Below are 21619 nucleotides of genomic sequence, written 5' to 3'. Positions count from 1 at the left end.
GCTTAGTTGCCGTTACCGAGTACTTGCACACCACTTGCAATAGCTGCGGCGATCCGGGCCCGCGCGGCGCGGGCGCGCTCGACGAGCGCCTCGTCCAGGCGTATCCGGTCCCGGTCGTCGTCGAGGAGCGGCGGGCGCTCGGACGAGTCGACGATCGTGTCCAGGGCGGGCAGCAGCGGGGCCGCCGCCGCGCCCATCTCGTCCAGCAGGCGGTACACGGACGAGGCGTACACGTCGGCGTCCAGGAATCGCGGCAGCGACGCGAGCAGGACCGGCAGCGCGGCGGCGCCGGCATGCCGCCACAGCGGTTCCAGGACGCGGGCGTAGGTCCGGTCGGGGTCCGCCGCCATCGACCACAGCGCGGCCGAATGGCGCGGGCTCAGGCCGCCGTTGTCGACCAGCCACTCCAAGAGCACCACGGCCTGGCGCGGTCGTCGGATCACCGATTCGAGCGCGTCGAGGCGGGCCTCCGCGAGCCGGCGATCGCCGGTGATCCGGATCAGCGCGAGGGCGGCGTGTTGTGCGAGCGTCTCGGGCGCCTCGGCGACCAGGCGCGCGAGCAGCGGTACGGCCTCGCCCGCGGCCGGGCCGAACTCGCCCAGCACCTGCGCGATCCGCGCGCGCGGCCACGTGTGCGCCTCGACGCTCGCCACGTCGGACAGCGTCGCGATCAACGCGGGCACCACCGCCGCGTCGGCCGGCGCGTCGGGGTTCAGCGCGGCCACGGCCGCCGGCAGCAGGCACCCCCGCTCGCGAAGCGAACGTACACAGGAGGCGGCGTCGTGCCTGGCCAGTCGGTCGAGTCCGGCGGCCGGCAGGAGCGCCGACGGGTCGTCGGCGAAGCCGGCCGCGGCCCGCGTCAACCCCGGGTGCGTCGCGTCCGTCGCCGCCGTGAACAGTGCCGCGCGAACCGCCGGGAGTGCCCGGCGATCACCCTCGCGCGCGAGGGCCACGACGGCCGGCCAGCCCGCGATCGGGTCGGCCGTCAGTCGCGCCAGGCGGTCGGCGGCGCCCCGGGTGGCCTGTGTGGAGCCGCCGATCGTGTGCAGCGCGGCCGCCCGTACGTCCGGGTCCTCGTGGTCGAGCGCGTGGCCGAGGGCCGGCAACAAACGGACCGGGCCGGCCCGCCACTTCCCGATCGCCTCGCGGCCGAACCCGATCCCCACCCGCACCGTCGCCGGGTCCGGGGAACGCATCAGCAGGTCGGCCCACAGGTACCAGTCGATCTCGGCACGTCCGCCGCGCTCGAACGCGGAGGCCAACAGCTCGGCCGCGCTCCACGTGACCGGCGAACCCGGACCGGACAGGCGCTCGGCCGAGCCCAGTGCGCCCCGGATCACCCGCTCCCAGTTCCCCCGCCGCTCCGGCGCGCACAGCGCGAGCGCCGCGAAGCCCGCCCGCAACCGCACGGCCGGATCCGGGTGTTCGCGCAGGTGCCCGGCCAGATCCAGTCGCGCGGCCTCGGTGCCGGGGGCCCAACGGCCGAGCGCGGCCTCGACGAGTGCCAGGCCGGCCACCGGGTCGGCGGGTGGTTCGTGGGCCATGTGCAGTGCCCGGTCGAGATCGGCCTGCGCGAGCAGCCAGGCCGCCGCGCGGCGTACCCGTTCGTCGGGGTCGATCAGCAGGTTCGCGGCGATGTCGGCGGCGGCCGGCCATCGCTGGACCGCATGGCTCACGGTGGTCAACAGTGTCATCACGCGCCGCCGGACGGCCGGATCCGGATCGGCGCTTCGCGCGAACATCTCGCGGGCCGTCGGGCCGTCGCGATCGGCCAGAATCGCCTGGTACGTCGCGTCGCCGTAGCCGGCGAAGAGCGGATCGTGCACCGTCGGGCTCAAAGGCGCCGCGGTCGTCTCGGTCGGGTCGATCGGCTCGGGCGCCGACGTCGGGGCGTTCACGCGCGGGGGCGGTCGCCGCCCTCTCGGTTCGGGTTCGTCATGGCGGCGATGGTGCTGGATGGACACCGTCCCGCGCAACCCGTTTGTGCGCCGCCGCATCGGTCCGCGCGACAGCGGACGGTTCCGCGACCGGTGCCGAATCGCTCCGAAATCCTTGACAACACGTGTCAGGGACCCCTTCGTACGTTGGTGCCATGAACTACGACAGCATCGTGATCACCGGCGCCCGGGAGCACAACCTCAAGGGGGTGTCGCTGCGCATCCCCAAGAACCGGATCGTGGTGTTCACCGGAGTCTCCGGATCGGGCAAGTCGTCGATCGTGTTCGACACCATCGCGGTCGAGTCGCAGCGGCAACTCGCCGAGACGTTCACGGCGTTCATCCGCAACCGGCTGCCCAAGCACGAGCGCCCCGAGGCGGACTCGATCGAGCACCTGTCGACGGCAATCATCGTCGACCAGCGCCCGATCGGCGGCAACTCGCGGTCCACGGTGGGCACGATGACCGACATCCACCCGCTGCTGCGCGTGTTGTTCTCGCGGCACGGCACCCCGTCGGCCGGACCCTCCAACCACTACTCGTTCAACGACCCGAACGGCATGTGTCCGACCTGCGAGGGCCTCGGGCACACCGTCCGGCTGAACCTGGACGCGCTGATCGACCCGAGCCGCACGATCGGCGACGGCGCGATCCGGCACCCGGGGTTCGCGGTCGGCGGCTGGCAGTGGCAGCTGTACGCGAACCACGACCTCTACCCCACCGACGTCCCGATCCGCGAGTTCACCGACGAGCAGTGGCGGCTGTTCCTGTACGGCACCGGCGCCAAGGTGGAGATCGTCAACAACAACGGCCGGCACCACATCGACTACGAGGGGTTGGTCGACCGGTTCAACCGGCTCTACCTCAAGCGGGACACCTCGGCGCTGGCGGAGAAGAGCCGCGAGACGATCGCCCGGTTCGTCACCGACGGAGCGTGTCCGGACTGCGCGGGGGCCCGGCTCAACGAGGCGGCGCGCACATCGCTGATCGAGGGCCGCTCGTTGTCGGACTACGCGGCGATGGAGATCGCCGACCTGGTCGAGGTGCTCACCGGACTGGCCGATCCGGTCGCGCGGCGGGTCGCGCGACCGGCGGCGGTCGCGTTGGAGCGGATCGTCGCGATCGGGCTCGGCTACCTGCACCTGGACCGGCCCACCTCGACGGTGTCCGGCGGCGAGGGGCAGCGGCTGAAGATGGTGCGCTACCTCGGTTCGAGCCTGACCGGGATGACGTACATCTTCGACGAACCGAGTGTGGGACTGCATCCGCGCGACGTGGTCCGACTCAACGACCTGCTCACCCGGCTGCGGGACAAGGGCAACACCGTGCTGGTGGTCGAACACGACCCGGACGTGATCGCGATCGCGGACCACGTCGTCGACGTCGGCCCGGGAGCGGGCATCCACGGCGGCACCGTCACGTTCGAGGGCAGCTTCGCCGAACTGTGCGCCGCGAACTCGCCGACCGGGCGCGCGCTGCGCCGGCTCAGCCCGCTCAAGCCGAGCTTTCGCCGGCCCACCGGCGCGCTGGAGATTCGCGGCGCGAACCTGCACAACCTGCGGAACGTGGACGTGGACATCCCCACCGGCGTGCTCACCGTGGTCACCGGCGTCGCGGGCTCGGGCAAGAGCACGCTGATCTCGGACGTGCTGGTCGCCGCGCACCCGCAGGCGGTGGTGGTCGACCAGTCGGGCGTGGGCATCTCCTCACGCTCGACGCCGGCGACCTACGTCGGCGTGCTGGACACCGTGCGCAAGCTGTTCGCGAAGGCCAACGACGTGGACCCGGGGATGTTCACGTTCAACTCGCTCGGTGCGTGTCCCGAGTGCCAGGGGCGCGGCGTGATCCGGACCGACATGGCGTTCATGGACCCGGTCACCACGCGCTGCGAGGCGTGCGAGGGGCGGCGGTTCCGCGACGAGGTCCTGGCGTACCGGCTGCGCGGCAAGTCGATCGTGGAGGTGTTGGCGCTGACCGCCGAGGAGGCGGTGGACTACTTCACCGAGAAGGCGCTGCGCACTCGGGTGCGGTCGCTGGTCTCGGTCGGGCTGGGCTACCTGACCCTGGGGCAACCGCTGAGTTCGCTGTCCGGCGGCGAGTTGCAGCGGCTCAAGCTGGCGAGCGAACTGCACAAGGCCGGCAGCGTGTACATCCTCGACGAGCCGACCACGGGCCTGCACATGTCCGATGTGGAGACACTGATCCGACTGCTGGACCGGCTCGTGGACGCGGGCAACACCGTCGTGGTGGTCGAGCACAACCTGGACGTGGTCAAGCGCGCCGACCACGTCCTCGACCTTGGTCCGGGCGGCGGCAAGCACGGCGGCACGGTGGTGTTCGAGGGCACGCCGGCGGAATTGGTCAAGGCCGAGGACTCGGCGACCGCGGAATTCCTGCGAGCCGCGTTGGCGACGGCGGAGCGGGCCCGGGCGAGCTGACACTTCGGACGAACCCGGCTGCGGGCCGGGCGGCGCGGCCCCGAGCCGGAGGAACCCGACTCCGGGCCCGGGATACCCGACCCCGGGCCCGCCGTCGAGCCGGAAAAGGGCGGCCGGCAGGGTGGTGGGCCGCTCGTCGACCCGGTCGGTCGATCGGCACCGTCCGACCTTCGCCGGGGAGATGACCGTGGGTACCGCCGCCGCCGAGACGTTGTCCGTCATGCTGCTGGCCGCGGTGCTCGCGTTCGCCGTGGCCCGGCCGCGCGGATGGCCCGAGGCGGTCGCCGCGGTGCCGGCGGCGGTCCTGGTGGTGGCCGCCGGGGCGGTGTCCTTCGACGCGGCCCGGGAGCAGGTGCGCACGTTGTCGCCGGTGGTCGCGTTCCTGGCCGCCGTGCTGGTGCTGGCCAAGCTGTGCGCGGACGAGGGCCTGTTCGTCGCGGCCGGGAACGCGGTGGCCCGGTTGTGTCGGCGCCGGCCGGGTCGGCTGTTGTCCGGGGTGTTCGTGGTCGCCGCCGTGGTGACCGCCGTGCTGAGCCTGGACGCGACCGTCGTACTGCTGACGCCGGTGGTGTTCGCCACGGCGGCGCGGGTCGGTGCCCGCGCCCGCCCGCACGCGTACGCGTGTGCGCATCTGGCCAACTCCGCCTCGCTGTTGCTGCCGGTGTCGAATCTGACCAACCTGCTCGCGTTCACCGTCAGCGGCCTGTCCTTCGGGCGCTTCGCGCTGCTGATGGCGCTGCCGTGGCTGGTGGCGATCGTGGTCGAGTACGTGGTGTTCCGCCGCTTCTTCCGCACCGACCTGGCCGCGCCGCTCACCCCGCCGACGGCGACGCCGACCACCGGGGTGCCGATCTTCGTGCTGGTCGTCCTGGCCTGCACGCTGGCCGGGTTCGCGGTCACCTCGCTCGCCGGACTCGAACCGGTGTGGGCCGCGCTCGGCGGTGTGCTGGTGCTCGGCGTGCGCGCGCTGCGCCGCCGGCACACCACGGTGCGCGGCCTGCTCGGCGCGGCCGATCCGCTGTTCTGCCTGTTCGTGCTCGCGCTGGGGGTCGTGGTCACCGCCGTGGTCGACAACGGGCTCGGCGACGCGCTCGCCCACGTGTTGCCGGCCGGGTCCTCGTGGCCGGCCCTGCTCGCGATCGCCGCCGTCGCGGCCGGTCTGGCGAACCTGATCAACAACCTGCCGGCCGTACTCGCACTGTTGCCGCTCACCGCGAGCACCGGCGCGGGTCCGGGGCCGGTGCTCGCCGTGCTGATCGGGGTGAACCTCGGCCCGAACCTGACCTACGTCGGGTCGCTGGCGACGCTGTTGTGGCGGCGGGTGTTGCGCGAGCACGACACGGACGCCGACCTGGCGGCCTTCACTCGGCTGGGGCTGCTGACCGTGCCGCTGGGGCTGGTCGCGTCGACGACCGCGTTGTGGCTGGTGTTGTGAGCGTCGTCGTCGGCGTCGCCGGTCTCGCCGGTGTCGTGAGCCGTGGCAACGCGTGGGAGTGGGGCGCCGCCGGCCGCGTCGGCGCGACGCGATAGGGATGTCGGCATGGCACCTACGACGGTTGATCCTCGTGATCAGTGGCTCTCCCCGGCATTGTCGGGGCTGGTCACCGGTCTGGGGATGTGGAGTTGGAATGTGTTGGCGGGCGTCGAGCGGGTCGGCGGCTATCTCGCCGGCACGTGGGATCCGCCGGCCGAGGAGGACGGCCCGGGGATCATCGGCGACGGGTCCTGGCCGCCGCTGATCGGCCGGATCGGCGCGATCGCGCTGCGCGCCGCGGCCCCGACCACCTCGGCGCAGCAGCGCGAGGCCCTGCTGGGGTTCCTGGAGAACTGGGCGGGCACGCCGCTGGCCGACCCGACGACCCGGATACGCGTGGGTTCCGCGCGCGCCGACGCCAAGGCCGTGCGCGACGAGCGAGGGGCCACGATCGCCACGACGTGGCCGCGTGACGGCCGTTGCGGCGTGCTCCAGGTGCGGGCCGGGGACGCCGATCCGCCCGTGTTCGGCGAGCCGACCGACTGGGTCGAGGTCGCCCACGGCTGGGGCGACGCGCGGCAACTGCGCCGCCTGGTCGCGCTGGTGCGCGAACGCGGGCCGATCGCCTGGGATCCGGCGGCGGCGCGACTGCTCGCCGAGGAGACGGGCGTGTCCCGGGCGGCGGCGGTGCTGCTGCTGACCGGCGATGCCGGCGGGATCCGCACGCTGCCGCCGCTGAATCCCGACCAGCGCCGCCTGCTCGGGCTGAGCACGGCCGAAGCCGACGCCGGTTACGACGAGTTGGGCCGGCTGACCGAACTCGAGCGGCTGGAGCTGTTCGCGCGCGTGTTGCCCGAGGATCCGGCCGATCTGTGGGAGGACGCCGTCCCGGGTGCGCTCGCGGCCGGGATCGCCGCCGCGTGGCGGGAGCGGTTCGGGCGGGCGCGGCCGGTGCCGGAGGAGACCCTCGCCGTGCTCGCCGAGCTCGGTCGCGTCACCCTGCACACCCCGGCCGCGCACGTGTGCGCCGCCTTCCTGGCCCCCGAGACACACCCGCTGACCAGCCGGAACCACGACTCGTGGTTGGTGGAGGGCACCCATGGGACGTACAGCACCAGCGAAGGGCAGGGCGAGCGCTGGTTCGCGGAGTTTTTGATGGCGCTCGATGTCGCGCTGCCGACCGTCTACGCCGAGTTGCCCGCCGGGGATCCGGTCCGCGCCGGGCTGCCCGCCGTGGTGGCCGCCGTGCGCGCCCGGCTCGATCATCCGGGACTGCTGCTGAACGCCGGCTACACCGCGCGCTCCAACGAGGGCGCCGACCGCCTGCGGGCGCTGTTCGGCGATCGCCCGCATGCCGGACCGCTCCCGCTGACGTCGGCGAACTTCGACGACGGCCTGACCATCGCCACCCTCGCCACACCCACCGAACGCGCCCCCGATCCGTTCGTACGGCTGTACTTCCGGCCCGCGCTCTACGGTGACGACGAGCGTTCGAACCTGCTGCGGCGGGTCGCCTCCGGTGGCGCACCGGTGCGCGACGCCGTCGACATGCTGCGCGGGGACTGGTGCGCGCGGGTGGTGGATCGGGTGGCCGGCGACGCGCTGCCGGTCGGCGGGTACGAGGGCAATCCGGCGCTGAGCGCGCCGGAGACGGTCGCACGGGTCGAGAAGGCACTCGGCGTGGACGCCGACGCCGCCGCGCTGTACCTGCAACTGCTCGCGATCGCGCGCCCGAGCGATCGACGGGTCCGGCTGTGGAACGGCTGGAACGCCGCCCGCCACCGGCAGGCCGCGGCGGCGTTGGTGACGGCCGGCGTGGTGGTCGCGGACAAGCGGGCGCGCGCCGGTCGTGGGGTCTTCCTGCCGGGCGACTGGGCCGAGGCCCGCAAGCCGCTGTGGCCGATCGAGGTGTGGAAGGCGAATCTGCTGGGTGTGCACTTGATCGGCAAACGGGTGTGGGAGGACCAGGTCTGGCGCCTGACCCTGCCCGAACTGTTCGCCCACGCCTGGGATCTGGTCGAGCGTGGCGAGGGGCCCGCCTGATCGCGGTCCGTGGATGGCGCGTCCGGCCGCTCGCGGGTTCGCGAGCGGCCGGACGCCGACCCGGTGCCGGGACGGGGCAGCCCTACCGCCCGAGTCCGCGATAGCGCCGTACCGACAACGGCGCGAAGATCGCGATGAGCACCAGCGGCCAGACGAAGGCCATCAGGACCGCGTGGTCGGCGATCCAGGAGCCGCCGGCCCAGCCGGGGTTCCCGAACAACTCGCGGCCGGCGCCCGCGCTCGCGGACAGCGGATTCCACTCGGCGATCGTGCCCAGCCAGCCGGGCATCGTCTGCGGCGCCACGAACACGTTGGACAAGAAGCCCAGCGGCCAGACCAGGATCTGCAGGGCCGCGACCGACTCCGGCCCCTTCGCGCGCAGCGCCAGGTAGATGCCCATCCACAACACCGCCAGCCGCAGCGCCAGCAGCAGCGCGACGGCGAGCGCCGCCCGTCCCGGTCCCTCGTGCCAGCGCCAGCCCACCGCGAGCCCGCAGCCGATCAGCACGAGCAGTCCGACGGCGGCGTGCAGCATGTCGGCGAGCACCCGACCGCCGACCACCGCCGAGCGGGACATCGGCATCGACCGGAATCGGTCGGTCACCCCGCGCGAGGCGTCGCCGGCGACCGCCGTGAAGGTGGACTCGATGCCGAAGACCATCGTCATCGCGAACATCCCCGGCATCAGGAACTCGCGGTAGTCGCCGCCACCCGGCACGTCCATTCCGCCGCCGAACAGGTAGCCGAACATCAGCACCATCAGCACCGGGAACAGCAACCCGACCAGTACCGGCGCGGGTTGGCGGGCCCAGTGCGCGAACGCGCGCCGGGTCAGCGTCCAGGTGTCCAGCACGGCCCAGCGCAGTGCGGTACTCATCCGGCCACCTCCGCCTTGTCGCCCGTGCCGGGTTTGCCCGCCGCGCGAGGCGGTCCGCCCGCGCGGTCGTCCGGTTTCTCGTCCCGACGCACTCCGGTGATGGTCAGGAAGACCTCGTCCAGCGTGGGTCGGCGCAGCGCGATGTCCTCGGCCTCGATGCCCGCGTCGTGCAGCGCCCGCACCGTGCCGGTCAGCGCGGCCACCCGGTCGGAGACCGCGATGCCCACCCGCCGCTGGTCGTGGTGGATCTCCGGATTGCCGGCGCCCACGTCGGTCAGGATCGCGGCCGCCGCGCCCAGGTCGAGCGGGTCGCGGACCACCACGTCGATCCGGTCGCCGCCGAGCCGGGACTTGAGCTCGGTGGGTGTGCCCCGGGCGATCACCCGGCCGTGGTCGACCACCGAGATCGCGTCCGCGAGCATGTCCGCCTCCTCCAGGTACTGCGTGGTCAGCAGCACGCTGGTGCCGCCCGCCACCAGTTCGCGCACCGCGTCCCACACCTCGGTGCGCCCGCGCGGGTCGAGCCCGGTGGTCGGCTCGTCCAGGAACAGCACGTCGGGCGCCAGGATCAGCGACGCGGCCAGGTCCAGCCGGCGCCGCATGCCGCCCGAGTACGTGGTCACCGCCCGCGTGGCGACGTCGGTCAGCGCGAACCGCTCCAGCAGCTCGCCGGCCCGGATCCGGGCCTTGCGGGCACCCAGGTGGTGCAGCCGGCCGAACATCTCCAGGTTCTGCCGCCCGCCGAGCATCTCGTCCAGTGCGACGTGCTGCCCGAGCAGCCCGATCCGGGCCCGTACCCTCGCCGCGTCCCGCGTCACGTCGAGCCCGGCCACCTCGGCCCGCCCGCCGTCCGACGCCAGCAGTGTGGTCAGGATCCGCACCGCCGTGGTCTTGCCCGCCCCGTTGGGTCCGAGCAGCCCGTGCACCGTTCCGACCGGCACCTCCAGATCGAACCCGTCCAACGCCCGCTCGGCGCCGTAGGTCTTGGTCACACCCTCGGCGGAGATCGCCAGTGGCATGTACACCCCTTCTTGTTCGGCTTGTCGCGCTCTCGGGTCATGCCCTCGAAAGCCAACTCTGTACAACGTACGAAGTTGCTCCGTACGCAGTACCGTACGACATACGGAGTTGTCGCGCAAGCGTGCTCCCGATCGAATCCACGGCACTTGTCGATCAATTCCGGATGACGTACCGTACGCCATACGGAGTTTCCCGAGAGAGGCACGCACGTGGCACGAGAAAAGAGTGGGCGCGCCGATCCCGCGCGGACGCTCGCGTTGTTGTGGCGCACCGGCGAGGGGCCGACCAGGGGTCCCAAACAGGGACTGACCGTGGACCGCATCGTGCTCGCGGCCATCGCGATCGCCGACACCGACGGGCTCGGCGCGCTGTCCATGCGCGCGGTCGCCGAGCGCCTGGGGGTCGGCACCATGTCGCTGTACACCTACGTGCCGGGCAAGGCCGAGCTGCTGCACGTCATGTTCGACACCGTGCTCGGCGAGAGCGAGCTGCCCGACCCCATCGGGCTCGGCTGGCGCACGGCGCTGGAGCGGCAGGCGCGCGCCGACCACGCGCTCGCCCAACGGCACCCGTGGGTGGTGCAACTGTGGGGTCCCGGACTGCTGTTGATGGGCCCCAGGATCACCGCCCGGGCCGAGGTGGCGCTGCGCACCGTCGCCGACCTCGGGCTGACCGAGGCCGAGATGGCACACGTGGTCGGACTCGTGGACGCGTACGTCCGCGGGGTCACCCAGGTCGCCGTCGACGTCAACCGGGACGCGGCGAACAGCGGCGTGGGCTACGAGGACTGGTGGACGGAGAGCACGCCCTACCTGGAACGCCTGATCCAGCCCGCCCGTTTCCCCACCCTCACCCGGGTCTGGGCCGCCGGCACCTACGAGGAGCCGCCCGAGGCGAGCTTCGAGTTCGGCCTGCGCCTGGTCCTGGACGGCATCGAGACGCTGATCCGCTCCCGCGAGCCCGCGAAGTCCGCGGACCCCGCCCGGCCTGCGGAGTCCCCCGAACCCGCCCGGCACGCCGAGCCCGCCGAGGCCGGGGAATCCGCCCGGCACACCGAACCCCCCGCGACACAGGAGTAACGAACATCGCCACCCGCGTCACCCACGCCCCGCCCGACCTGATCCGACGCGCCGCCACCTTCGCGCCGGCCGATCCGCCCCGCGCCGGCACCGTCGCCTTCTGGCCGCACCCGACCGGCACCGACACCGTCACCGTGCTCGACGCCGACGGCATCGAGCACACCCATCCCGCCGTGCGCGTGCCGGTCACCGACGCGGTCCGGCTGCTCTCCCGGGCCCGCCGGGCCCCGGACGCCCACCCGGCCGCCGCGTTCTGGGGCGCGGCCACCGTGCTCGCGCTGCAACTGGTCGCGCGCGGCCGGATGTTGCCCGGCCTCTCCCCCGGCGACCACGACGCGTGGCGGGCCGGGCCGCTGGACGCCGCCGACGTGGAGCGGGTGCGAGCGCTCGCCGACGCGATGCCCGGCGAGGCGCGGGCGATCCCGACGCCGGGCGGCGTGCTGCTCCCGGAGGCCGCGCCGCTGGTCCGCGCCTTCCTGGACGCGGTCGCCGACACCATGCCGCGCACCGCCGCGACGTCGCGTGTCGGCGACTCCACCGCGTCCGCCGACGACGCCTCCGCGTTCGCCGCCGCCGCTCCGCGCCGGTTGCCCGAGTTGCGCCCGTGGTCGGACCGGGTCGCCGCCGGGATCGACACCGGCGTGCGGATCTCGCTGCGGCTGGAGACGTACGACGTCGAACACGCGCCGTTCCGGGCCGTGGTCCAGGTGCACTCGCTCGCCGACCCGACCGCGGTGATCGACGCGGACACCCTGTGGACCGGCACCGACCCGCGCTTCGGCGAACGCGCCCGGCTGGACGTACTGCTCGCGCTGCGCCGGGCCGCCCGGGTGTGGCCCGCCCTGGAACCACTGCTGAACGCCGGCGTGCCGGACCGCGTGGTGGTCGGCGACGACGACCTCGGCGCGCTGCTCGGCGCCGCGACCGCCCGGCTGGCCGCCGCCGGTGTCGAGGTGCACTGGCCGCGCGATCTCGTCCGCGACCTCACCGCCAAGGCCGTGGTCGGCGCCCGCGACCGGGCGCCCGGTGATCTGCGCGCCTTCCTCGGCGGCGACACCCCGCTCGGCTTCGACTGGCAACTCGCGCTCGGTGAGCACCCGTTGACCGCAGCCGAGATGGACGCGCTGGCCGAATCGCACCGACCCGTGGTCCGTCTGCGCGATCAGTGGGTGCTGGTCGACCCCGCCCTGGCCGCCAAGGCCCGCAACCGCTCGATCAAACCGCTCACCCCGATCGAGGCGCTGAACGCGGCCCTGACCGGCGGCACCGAGGTGGCCGGCAAGCGGATCGAGGTGGGCACCTCGACGTGGCTGGACGACCTGCGCGCGCGGATCGCCGATCCGGACGCCGGCGGCGAGCCGATCGCCGCGCCCGAGGCGCTTGCCGCGACCCTGCGCGACTACCAACTGCGCGGCCTGCGCTGGCTGGATCGCATGACCTCGCTGGGCCTGGGCGGCTGCCTGGCCGACGACATGGGCCTGGGCAAGACCGTCACCCTGATCGCGCTGCACCTGCACCGCCGGACCGTGTGCAGCGACCCGGCCGAGGCCGCGCCGACCCTCGTGGTCTGCCCGGCCTCGCTGCTCGGCAACTGGGAGCGGGAGATCGAGCGCTTCGCGCCGGGTACCCCGGTGCGCCGCTTCCACGGCGCCACCCGCACCCTCGACGACCTCGGCGACGGCTTCGTGCTCACCACGTACGGCACGATGCGCCTGGATCGCGCCCGCCTGGCCGCCGTGCCGTGGGACCTGGTGGTCGCGGACGAGGCTCAGCACGTCAAGAACCACAGCTCCGGCACCGCCAAGGCGCTGCGCGCGATTCCGGCCCGGGCCAGGGTCGCGCTCACCGGCACCCCGGTGGAGAACCGGCTGTCCGAGCTGTGGGCCATCCTCGACTGGACCACCCCGGGCCTGCTCGGCAACCTCGCCGCGTTCCGCCGCCGTTGGGTCAAGCCGGTGGAGGCCGATCGGGACGGCCCCACGGCGGAGCGACTGGGCCGGCTGATCGCGCCGTTCCTGCTCCGCCGCCGCAAGTCCGATCCGGGCATCGCCCCGGAGCTGCCCGCCAAGACCGAGACCGATCAGCCCGTGTCGCTCACCCGCGAGCAGGCCGGGCTGTACGAGGCGGCGGTGCGCGAGGCGATGGCCGAGCTGCGGGACAGCAAGGGCATGGCCCGGCGCGGGCGGATCGTCGGCCTGCTCACCGGGCTCAAGCAGATCTGCAACCACCCCGCGCAGTACCTCAAGGAGAGCGCACCCCGCCTGGACGGTCGCTCCGGCAAGCTCGAACTGCTCGACGAACTCCTGGACACCATCCTCGCCGAGGACGGCGCGGTCCTGGTCTTCACCCAGTACGTCACCATGGCCAGACTGCTCGCCCGCCACCTCGACGCCCGGGGCATCGGCAACCAGCTTCTGCACGGCGGCACTTCGCCCGCCCGCCGGGACACCCTGGTCGCCCGCTTCCAGGACGGCGAGGTGCCCGTCTTCCTGCTCTCGCTCAAGGCGGCCGGCACCGGGCTCAACCTCACCCGCGCCGACCATGTCGTGCACTACGACCGCTGGTGGAACCCGGCCGTCGAGGAACAGGCCACCGACCGCGCGTACCGGATCGGCCAGACCCGGCCGGTCCAGGTGCACCGGTTCATCGCCGAGGGCACCATCGAGGACCGGATCGCCGAGATGTTGCGCGACAAGCGCGCGCTGGCCGAGTCGGTGCTCACCGGCGGCGAGGCGGCGCTGACCGAACTCTCCGACACCGAACTCGCGGACCTGGTCGAGCTGAGGAGCGCCCGATGACCGATGAGCGCCCGATGAGCGCCGAACCCGCCCGCGTCTTCCCCGCGTTCACCGCCCGCCGGTCGCGCGGCGCCAAGGGGCAGACCTGGTGGGGCCGCGCCTGGACCAACGCCCTGGAGGACTCGGCGCTTTCCGAGGAGCCGATGCGCAGGGGCCGGGCCTGCGCCAACTCGGGCCGGGTCGGCCCGATCACCGTCGGCCCGGGCCGGATCGCCGCGACCGTGCACGACGCGGACGGCACGCCGTACGAGACCGTGGTGCGGGTCGAACGGTTCACCGACGCGCAATGGGATCGCTTCCTCGACCAGGTGGCCGCCAAGGCCGGGCACCTGGCCGCGCTCGTGGAGCGGGACATGCCGCGCGATCTGGTGAGCGCCGCCGAGGACGCGGACGTCGTGCTGCTCCCCGGCATCGGCGATCTGGATCCGGAATGCGACTGTCCCGACTGGGAGTTGCCCTGCACGCACGCCGCCGCGTTGAGCTACCAGACGGCCTGGCTGCTGGACGCGGACCCGTTCGTGCTGCTGTTGATCCGCGGGCGGGGCGAACGCGTGTTCCTGGACCGGTTGCGCGAGCGGGACACGATCACCCGCGTTCGTGCCCCGGCGGCCGGGGTGCCCGGGGCCGGAACGACCGGGCCCGGGCTGCCCGGGTCCGGGGTGACCGCCCGGGAGGCGTACCGGCCGGCCGACCCGTTGCCCGCCGATCCGCCGCCGGTCCCGGACCCGGTCGCGCCGGCGCGCATCACGCCGCCGCCCGGGATCCCGGCGGGTGCGCTGGAGTCGCTCGTCGCCGAAGCCGCGCGCCGCGCCCGCGAGCTACTCGCGGAGCAGTACTAGGGCGTGTCTTCAATCCCCCGTCGGGCTCCGCGGCGTGAGCGCAGCGAGGAGCCCGACGGGCGGATGCCGTGCATCGGCGTGCCGGAGAAGCCGCATCGTGGTTCAGTCTCCCTCGCCCGGCTGTGGCAGGACCACGGCGTGCGGCCGGCCGCCGTCCTGGGCCACTCCCCGGGGGAGATCGCCGCGGCATGTGTCGCCGGCGCGCTGACCTGGTGCGCTGGGGCACACGAAGAGTGAGATAGCCAAGCTGCTCTGCATCACGGTCAGCACGGTGGAGCAACACCTGACGCGGATGCACCGCAAGGTCGGGGTCAACGACCGGGCACAGTTGACGTCGGCGCTGTTCACCGGTCCGCACAGGCAGGCGATCGGCGTGTGGCGCATAAGCGGCCGGCGCCCGGCCGGGCTGCCTCGTCGGGCTGCCCGGGTCGGGCGCCGGGCGTTGCGGGGCGGCGGCACGGCGTCGGCCGGAAAACACGATGATCATGCCGGGGGCCGGCTCTAGGATGATCGCCGCAGTGTCGCCGAGCGGACAGAGACGAATCGAACCATGCGCACACCGACGGGCCTCTCGCGTCAGGTCCTGATCTTCGACGCCGACGACACGTTGTGGGAGAACAACGTCCTGTTCGAGCGGGTCATCGAGGACTGGCTGGACTGGCTGGACCACCCCACCCTGGACCGGACCGAGATCCGCGCGATTCTCAACGACATCGAGGCCGCGAACGCGATCACGCACGGGTACGGGAGCAAGATGTTCCTGCGCAGCCTGGGCGAGGCGCTGGAGCGGCTGCACGCGCGGCCGGCCACCGCCGCGGAATTGCGGCACATCGAGCAACTCGCCGTCGCGCTGGTGGAGAACCGGGTGGAACTGGTCCCCGGGGTCGTCGAGACGCTCACCACCCTCGGCGCGCGCCACGACCTGATGCTGCTGACCAAGGGCGACACCGAGGAGCAGCAGCGCAAGATCGACGCGTCCGCGCTGGCCCACCACTTCAACAGCGTGCACATCGTGCCGGAGAAGGGTGTCGACGCCTACCTGGACCTCACCCGCACGCACGGGCTCGTGCCGGAGACGACCTGGATGATCGGAAATTCCCCCAAATCCGATATTCTGCCCGCTCGGGGCGCGGGTCTGGGCGCGGTGTTCATCCCGAACGCGCATACCTGGGTCCTGGAGCAGAGCGAGCTGGATCCGAACGACAGCCGGGTGTTGACGCTGACCGCGTTCCCGCAGTTGCTGGAGCACTTCTGATGGCGGCGGACCGGCCCGCCGGCCCGTCCGTGTCCTGTGTCTTCGTGTGCCACGACGGCGCCGGGAGGGTGTTGTTGGCCCGCCGGTCGGCCTCGGCCCGGGACGAGGCGGGCACGTGGGACACCGGCGCGGGCGCGCTGGAGTGGGGCGAGACCTTCGAGCGCGCGGTGGCCAGAGAGGTACGCGAGGAGTACGCGACCGAGGCGTTGTCGATCGAGACCATCGGGGTGCGCAACGTGCTGCGCGGGGAGCCGGTGGAGACGCACTGGGTCGCGGTGGTGTTCGCGGTCGCGGTCGACCCGGAGCGGGTCGCGATCGGCGAGCCGCACAAGTTCGACGCGCTGGAGTGGTTCGCGCCCGACGCGCTGCCCACGCCGCTGCACTCGCAGTGCGCGGCGGGCCTCGGCCTGTTCCACGACTGGTTGAACCGGCCCCGGTAGCGCGACCGGGTCCGGTGGCCCGACCGGAACCCGGGAGCCCGGCGGGGCCGGTAGATCGACCGGGCGGTGGCCGAGGCCGCGCCGGCCGATCGTGCGGGCCGATCGGTCGCCCGCGCCCCGGCCGGCGAGGGTCAATGGCCGTACGGCGCGCCGCCCGGGTCCGCGTGCGCGGCCAGGTCCTGTTCGATCATCGCCTCCGGCCCCGCTGCGGTCCGCACGGCCAACAGCCGCTCGTTGGCCGCCTGTTGCTCGCTCCCGTCGTAGGGCGTGCGGTGCTCGAAGTGCAGGCAGCTCCAGGACCGGTCGAGTTGCCGGCCCCGCCGCAACCGGGTGCGCGCGGCGACCTTCGCGAGCAGGTCGTCGTCCTCGCTGCCCCAGCCCACATAGCGCGGGCAATAGCCGCCGACGAGGTCGAACGTACGGCGGTCCACCAGCATCGCCCCCCACTGATACGGCGCGCGCCACAACCGGCTTCGGGGCCCGTACGGCGCCCGCGCCCGCGGCGGGGGCAACACGCGCGGGATCGCCTGCACATCCTCGGGCGCGCCGGGCGGTGGCGGATCCCACACCATGCGCTCGTCCGGGAAGCCGCGCAGCACACCGTCCGGATCCTCCCGTACGAAGCAGAACGGATCCCGGCCCACCGGGACCATGTCCACCGCGGCCCACCCGGACGGCAGTTCGGCGGCGCCGACGAGCCGGTACATCCACGGCTGGGCCAACGCCCCGCCGGCCGCCAACTCCAGCGCCCGCGCCACGAAGTCCCGCCCGAGCGGGGCCACGTCGGCGTCCGTCAGGTACAACACGGGTGCCCTGGCCCATTCCGCCGCCACGTTGCGCAGCAGCCCGGCGGCCAGGTTCGTGGCCGGGGCCCGGACCACTCGCACCCGCCGGCACGCGTCCAGGTCCGGCGGCACGGCCGGCGCCGGTTCCCCGGCCGTCGCCAGCACGACCTCGCAGCGCACGCTCTGCGCCAGCCAGGCCGCCGCGACCGACGCGAACACCGCGCGCGCCTCGTGGTCGCCGTACAGCGGAACCACCACGCTCACTTCCGGCATGCTCGGCCTCCCGTCACCGGGTCGCACCGCGCACCCTCGCGCTCGATGCCCGCGGTGGCGCGGTGAACCGCGGCTGGGCCTCGGTCGGCACCACGTGTGCGGGGCTCACGTGCGCGGGACGCCCGGTCGCGAACCACACCATCCACCGGGACGTGCCGTCGAAGCGCGGGAAGCCCCCGGCCCGACGAGGCGCGTTTCTCCAGAAGGTCGAGCGGGTCGTGCTCGACCCGACTGTCAGGTGTACCGGGCCCCCGACATCACGGTCAAGAGTCCTTCGGTCACACATGGTGCACACCGGCGCCCGGAATCATCGCTTCCGGGCGGCCGAGGCGGACGCCCGAGTCCGCCGGAGCGCGCGGCGCGGGTGTCCGTCACCCCTCGACGGGCCCGGCGAACAACATGCCGGCCATGGCCCGGAACGTGGCACCCGGGTCGGCGGCGGCGGGGATCCCCCCGGACAGGTGCAGGGCGGCGTATCCGTGCGCCAGCGACCACGCGGCGAGTACCGCCTGATCCGGATCGCCCCGGCGCTCGGCCGGCACGCCCGCGACCCCGCCGCGCAGCGACGCGCCGGCCCGGGCGCGCTGGCGCAGCAGTTCGGGATCGGTGCCGTCGATCGCGTGCGGGCGGTTCATCACCTCGAAGTGCGCGGGGTGCGCGAGCGCGAACAACACGTAGCACACGCCCAGTTCGCGCAGCGCGTCCAGGTCGCCGGGAACCACCTCGGCGAGCGCGTCGGCAAGCAGTCCGTAGCCCTCGGCCGCGATCGCGGTGAGCAGCCCGGTCTTGTCGCCGAAGTGGTGCGCGGGGGCGGCGTGCGACACGCCCGCGCGGCGGGCCAGGTCGCGCAGGCTGATCGCGCCGATCCCGTCCGAGGCCACCACGTCCAGCGCGGCGGCGAGCACGGCGCGGCGCAGATCGCCGTGGTGGTAAGGGCGTCCGGTGGTCATGGATCGATGCTACTCGGGATCTAGGCATTGACAAGTCTGGGCCAGAAGAGCAATCTTGTCATCGACAAGTTCGGGGTCCGGCTCGGTGATCCGACCGATGACCGCACCCGGCGGCGAAGTCCCGGGAAGACACGCCCCGGAAGACGCGTCTCGGAAAGCACATCCGCAAGACAAGTCCCAGGAAGAGGAACCGACATGAGCGCGACGAACGAAACCCTGAACCCCGGACTGGTCCGCCGGATGTGGCAGACCCTGGAGCCGTTGCACGCGCTGAACTACTACTCACCGGAGATGTTCAAGGAGGCCGAGGCCCTCGGGTACGCGGTGGACGAACGCTGGCCGGCCTACTTCGCGATGCGCGCGGCGGCGCTGGGCGCCGCCTCCGCCGAACTGGTCACCTCGACGTTCTACAGCTTCAGCCCGGCGATGGTCGCCCGGTACGTCCCCCGGGCCTGGGAGATCGCCGATCCGACCGCGGTGCTCGCGGCCCGGCTGCGCGCGGCCGACGCGACGCTGCGGGCGGCGCTCGGTGAGCGCGTACACGCCCCCGAGATCGCCGAGGCCGCCGCACTGACCAGGGAAGCGGCCGAGGCGGCCGACAACGTTGGCCGGCCACTGGCCGCCGCGCACGCCGCGCTGCCGTGGGCGAGCGAACCACACCTGGTGTTGTGGCAGGCGATCACCCGGCTGCGCGAGCACCGGGGCGACGGCCACATCGCGGCACTGGTGACCCACCGTCTGGACGGCGTCGAGGCGCTGGTCTCACACAGCGCCGCGGGCGCGGCGCCGGCCGAGATCTTCGCAAGCCGACAGTGGAGCACCGACGAGTGGGACGCGGCCCGTGAGCGCCTCGCCGCCCGGGGCTGGCTCACCGCCGACGGCACCGCGACCGAGGCGGGCCGGACCGGCCGCGACTCCGTCGAGGCCCTCACCGACGAACTCGCCGCCCAGCCCTGGCAGGCCATCGGCGCGACCCGCGCCGCGCACCTGGCCGACCTGATCCTGCCCGCGGTCATGGACACGATCGGCACGGGCCTGCTCCCGATGCAATCAACCCTCGGGATCGGAATGACCTACCCCCACCAGACCTGACCGAACGCCCCGGGCAAACCGGCCCGAGCCGCGCCCACTCGGCCCGAAACCGGTCCCGAGGTCGCACCCAGGGTCGGGGTCGGGGCCGGAAGAGGGTCGAGGGCGAAACAGGGTCGGTGGGGCGGCGTCGGGCGCCGGGTCGGGGCGAAGCACCGGCGGGGCCCGAACCGAGGCCCGAGTCGGGGCGAGGCCGGGGCAGGAACCCGGGCCCAGGCTGGAGCCCGGCCCGAATCGGGTCAGGTCGGGTCGGGGTCGGGGCTGAGCCACGGGCGGGGCAGGAGGCGGGTCGGAGCCGAAGTCGGGGCCCAGGCCGGAAACCGAGGCGGGGCCGGAGCCAAAGCCCGAGCCGGGCCCGGAGCCGGGCCGGGGCCAAGTCTGGGTACGGAGCCGGGTCGGGGCGGAGCAGGTCGGGGGCTGGTCGGGGTCAGAGCCGAAGTCGAGCCGAGCCGAGGCTGGAACCGAGGCCGGGGCTGGAACCAAACCCGGAGCCGGGCCGGGGCCAAGTCTGGGGAGGGAACCGGGTCGGGGGACGGAACCGGGTCGGGGACGGAGCAGGTCGGGGGCAGAGCCGAAGTCGAGCCGAGCCCAGGCCGGAAACCGAGGCCGGAACCCGGGCCGGAGCCGGAGCCGGAGCCACGGCGGAGCCAGAGCCGAGGCGGAGCCCGGGCCCGGGCCGACATTCGTCCCGGATTCGGCTTCAGCGGGTGCCTTTTCGGGTGGATCGCGTCGTGGGTGAGGGCTTTGCCGGGGGGCCGGCTCCCGGTTTGCGTGGGGCCGGCCGGTTGGGTGGTCTGCCGGCCCTGGCGGTGGCCGGTACCGAACCCGCAGGCCGCTCCGCCTCGGCGGGCTGCGGCGCGGTGGGGTCGGTGCCGCCAGTCTGCGCCCGCGCGTGCGCCTCGCGCAGGCCGTGTTCGATCGCCCGCAGCGTCGCCTTGAGCCGGGCCGGCCGCCCGGCGGCGGGGCCGTGTGCCAGGTCGGTGCAGCCCACCAGGCGGCCCGTACCCGCGAACGGGCGCAGTTCGACCTCGCGCGTGCCGCCCGGTTCGAACCGGATCGACGTACCCGCCGCGATGTTGGCTCGTATGCCGAAAGTCGCCGCGCGGTCGAACACGAGCGCCGGGTCGATCTCGGCGAAGTGGTAGTGCGATCCGACCCGGATCACACCGGCGCCGGAGTTGCGCACCGAGACCGTCAACACGGGCCGGTCAGGGGCCGGCGCGGCCGGGTCGTCGCGGTAGAGGTACCGCTGTGGTCGGGCCATGACCATGGGATCGACGCTCCTAGGCGACGGGGAAGGGGGACGCGTGCACGAACTCGCGTCCGTGCGCCCGGCCGAGCGGATGGGCGTGATCGAGCGCCGGCCGGTCCGAATGGGCGTGCACGGGCCAGTGCGCGCCGGTCGCCGCGAGGCCGTCGTCGCCGTGCACGCGGAAGCGCTCGACGGCCAGGCCGACCCGAGCGGCCAGCACCCCGGCCGCCGCCGGCCCGGACAGCAGCGGTGCCACGCCCGGAACGGGCGGCAGCACGAAGGACGCGGGCAGCGCGACGGTGCGCACCGCGCCCAACACCCGGCAGCGCTCCAGCGCCCGGCCCAGGTCCGGATCACCGCCGATCAGCGCGACCTCGACGATCCGATGCGTGCCGTGTTGCCACACCAGGCGCGCGATCCGGTACAACTCGGCGTCCTCGTGCGGCTCCCCCGCCGGCGCCGCGATCAGCAGTGCGGCCCGCGCCGGCACTCGCGCGGCGGCCGCGCGCAGCCACTCGGTGAGTTGCTCCGTACCGGCGAACGGCCGGCCCAGCAGCACCCGGGACCGCTCCGCCGCCGGCAGCGCGAGCAGGGTGCGCGCCGTGTCCGCGACCAGCGTCGCGTCCCGGCCCAACGTGATCGGCACCACGCACACTCGCTCCGCTCCGCCCCGCAGCAAGGCGCACACCGCCCGGTGCAGTTGCCGTCCGCACGCCACCGACGTCACCTCGGGCCCGAACAGCCCCGGCAGCGCCGCGCCGTTCGCACTCTCGTGGCCGCCGACCGCCACCACCGCCACCCGCTCCGACACGACTCAGCCGCCGATCGGGTCGACGCCGGACATCGCCCCGGCGCCGGCCGATGCCGAAGCCTTGGGCTCGTCGATCTCGCGGGGTTCCGGATTCATCGTGAATTCCTTTCTGCGGCGGGTACGACCGAGAGCCGGCTCGGCCCCGGGACGTGCGGTGGCCCCGAGCGGCCGGGCGCGGGCCCGACCGACCGGCGTGCGGGCACGCCGGTCGCGGGCCTCGGATGCGACTGCCCCGCGGACCCGTGACGTACGCGAGCCG

The 21619-nt window shown here is 73.6% G+C and carries 17 protein-coding genes and 1 pseudogene; 11 read left to right on the top strand and 7 right to left on the bottom strand.

Annotated elements, in window-relative coordinates:
- Positions 1–2: 2 nt before the first annotated feature.
- A complete protein-coding gene (locus ACIRL2_RS04945; RefSeq protein ID WP_402230202.1) occupies positions 3–1898 on the bottom strand; it encodes a hypothetical protein in 1896 nt (631 codons plus the stop codon).
- 194 nt (positions 1899–2092) lie between these two features.
- On the opposite strand from ACIRL2_RS04945, the gene ACIRL2_RS04940 reads away from it, so the two are divergent.
- From ACIRL2_RS04940 to ACIRL2_RS04930, 3 genes are all read left to right on the top strand, one after another.
- Positions 2093–4375 (top strand): ATP-binding cassette domain-containing protein, encoded by a 2283-nt coding sequence (locus tag ACIRL2_RS04940; RefSeq protein ID WP_395868088.1) that lies wholly within the window; start codon positions 2093–2095, stop codon positions 4373–4375.
- Positions 4376–4556: 181 nt separating this feature from the next.
- Positions 4557–5810, top strand: a complete 1254-nt coding sequence (locus ACIRL2_RS04935) for an SLC13 family permease (RefSeq protein ID WP_402230199.1) — start codon at positions 4557–4559, stop codon at positions 5808–5810.
- 105 nt (positions 5811–5915) lie between these two features.
- Positions 5916–7892 (top strand): hypothetical protein, encoded by a 1977-nt coding sequence (locus ACIRL2_RS04930; RefSeq protein WP_402230196.1) that lies wholly within the window; start codon positions 5916–5918, stop codon positions 7890–7892.
- An 82-nt stretch (positions 7893–7974) separates the two neighbouring features.
- On the opposite strand, the gene ACIRL2_RS04925 is transcribed toward ACIRL2_RS04930, so the two are convergent.
- The gene (locus tag ACIRL2_RS04925; protein ID WP_395868094.1) at positions 7975–8769 is read right to left on the bottom strand and encodes an ABC transporter permease; all 795 of its coding nucleotides are present in this window, start codon (positions 8767–8769) and stop codon (positions 7975–7977) included.
- Positions 8766–9788 carry an ATP-binding cassette domain-containing protein gene (locus tag ACIRL2_RS04920; protein ID WP_395868096.1) on the bottom strand — a complete coding sequence of 341 codons (1023 nt, stop codon included), beginning with the start codon at positions 9786–9788 and terminating at the stop codon, positions 8766–8768. The genes ACIRL2_RS04925 and ACIRL2_RS04920 overlap by 4 nt, the downstream gene beginning before the upstream one ends.
- A gap of 210 nt (positions 9789–9998) precedes the next feature.
- Between ACIRL2_RS04920 and ACIRL2_RS04915 the strand changes: the two genes are divergently transcribed.
- The 7 genes and pseudogenes from ACIRL2_RS04915 (at position 9999) to ACIRL2_RS04885 (ending at position 16200) form a co-directional block, all read left to right on the top strand.
- Entirely contained in the window at positions 9999–10868 is an 870-nt protein-coding gene (locus ACIRL2_RS04915) for a TetR/AcrR family transcriptional regulator (RefSeq protein ID WP_395868098.1), read from the top strand.
- Between the two features lie 134 nt (positions 10869–11002).
- Positions 11003–13666: a DEAD/DEAH box helicase gene (locus ACIRL2_RS04910; RefSeq protein WP_402230193.1), complete on the top strand. Its 2664-nt coding sequence runs from the start codon at positions 11003–11005 to the stop codon at positions 13664–13666.
- Positions 13663–14505, top strand: coding sequence for an SWIM zinc finger family protein (locus ACIRL2_RS04905; protein WP_402230190.1), 843 nt, complete (start codon positions 13663–13665; stop codon positions 14503–14505). Before ACIRL2_RS04910 ends, ACIRL2_RS04905 begins: the two co-directional genes overlap by 4 nt.
- Before the next feature lie 105 nt (positions 14506–14610).
- Positions 14611–14730, top strand: a pseudogene (locus ACIRL2_RS04900) (acyltransferase domain-containing protein); the annotation flags it as partial.
- 46 nt (positions 14731–14776) lie between these two features.
- On the top strand, positions 14777–15010 hold the full coding sequence (locus ACIRL2_RS04895; RefSeq protein ID WP_402230188.1) for a hypothetical protein: 234 nt from the start codon (positions 14777–14779) through the stop codon (positions 15008–15010).
- A gap of 45 nt (positions 15011–15055) precedes the next feature.
- A complete protein-coding gene (locus ACIRL2_RS04890) occupies positions 15056–15760 on the top strand; it encodes an HAD family hydrolase (protein ID WP_395868109.1) in 705 nt (234 codons plus the stop codon).
- The gene (locus ACIRL2_RS04885) at positions 15760–16200 is read left to right on the top strand and encodes an NUDIX domain-containing protein (RefSeq protein ID WP_402230186.1); all 441 of its coding nucleotides are present in this window, start codon (positions 15760–15762) and stop codon (positions 16198–16200) included. Before ACIRL2_RS04890 ends, ACIRL2_RS04885 begins: the two co-directional genes overlap by 1 nt.
- A 131-nt stretch (positions 16201–16331) precedes the next feature.
- On the opposite strand, the gene ACIRL2_RS04880 is transcribed toward ACIRL2_RS04885, so the two are convergent.
- Both ACIRL2_RS04880 and ACIRL2_RS04875 read right to left on the bottom strand, forming a co-directional pair.
- Entirely contained in the window at positions 16332–17258 is a 927-nt protein-coding gene (locus ACIRL2_RS04880; RefSeq protein ID WP_402230183.1) for a galactosyltransferase-related protein, read from the bottom strand.
- Between the two features lie 371 nt (positions 17259–17629).
- Complete coding sequence (locus tag ACIRL2_RS04875) at positions 17630–18208, bottom strand: TetR/AcrR family transcriptional regulator (RefSeq protein WP_402230180.1); 579 nt, start codon at positions 18206–18208, stop codon at positions 17630–17632.
- Positions 18209–18403: 195 nt separating this feature from the next.
- On the opposite strand from ACIRL2_RS04875, the gene ACIRL2_RS04870 reads away from it, so the two are divergent.
- Entirely contained in the window at positions 18404–19300 is an 897-nt protein-coding gene (locus ACIRL2_RS04870; protein WP_395868117.1) for an SCO6745 family protein, read from the top strand.
- Between the two features lie 697 nt (positions 19301–19997).
- Here the strand turns inward: ACIRL2_RS04870 and ACIRL2_RS04865 are convergent.
- On the bottom strand, positions 19998–20561 hold the full coding sequence (locus tag ACIRL2_RS04865) for an urease subunit beta (protein ID WP_402230177.1): 564 nt from the start codon (positions 20559–20561) through the stop codon (positions 19998–20000).
- A 19-nt stretch (positions 20562–20580) separates the two neighbouring features.
- A complete protein-coding gene (locus ACIRL2_RS04860) occupies positions 20581–21360 on the bottom strand; it encodes a sirohydrochlorin chelatase (protein ID WP_402230175.1) in 780 nt (259 codons plus the stop codon).
- Between the last annotated feature and the right edge of the window lie 259 nt (positions 21361–21619).

The sequence above is a fragment of the Embleya sp. NPDC127516 genome, from assembly GCF_044765325.1.
Classification (GTDB): Bacteria; Actinomycetota; Actinomycetes; order Streptomycetales; family Streptomycetaceae; genus Embleya.
Note: the sequence above shows the minus strand (reverse complement) of the source record. Positions and strands in the feature narration are given on the sequence as shown.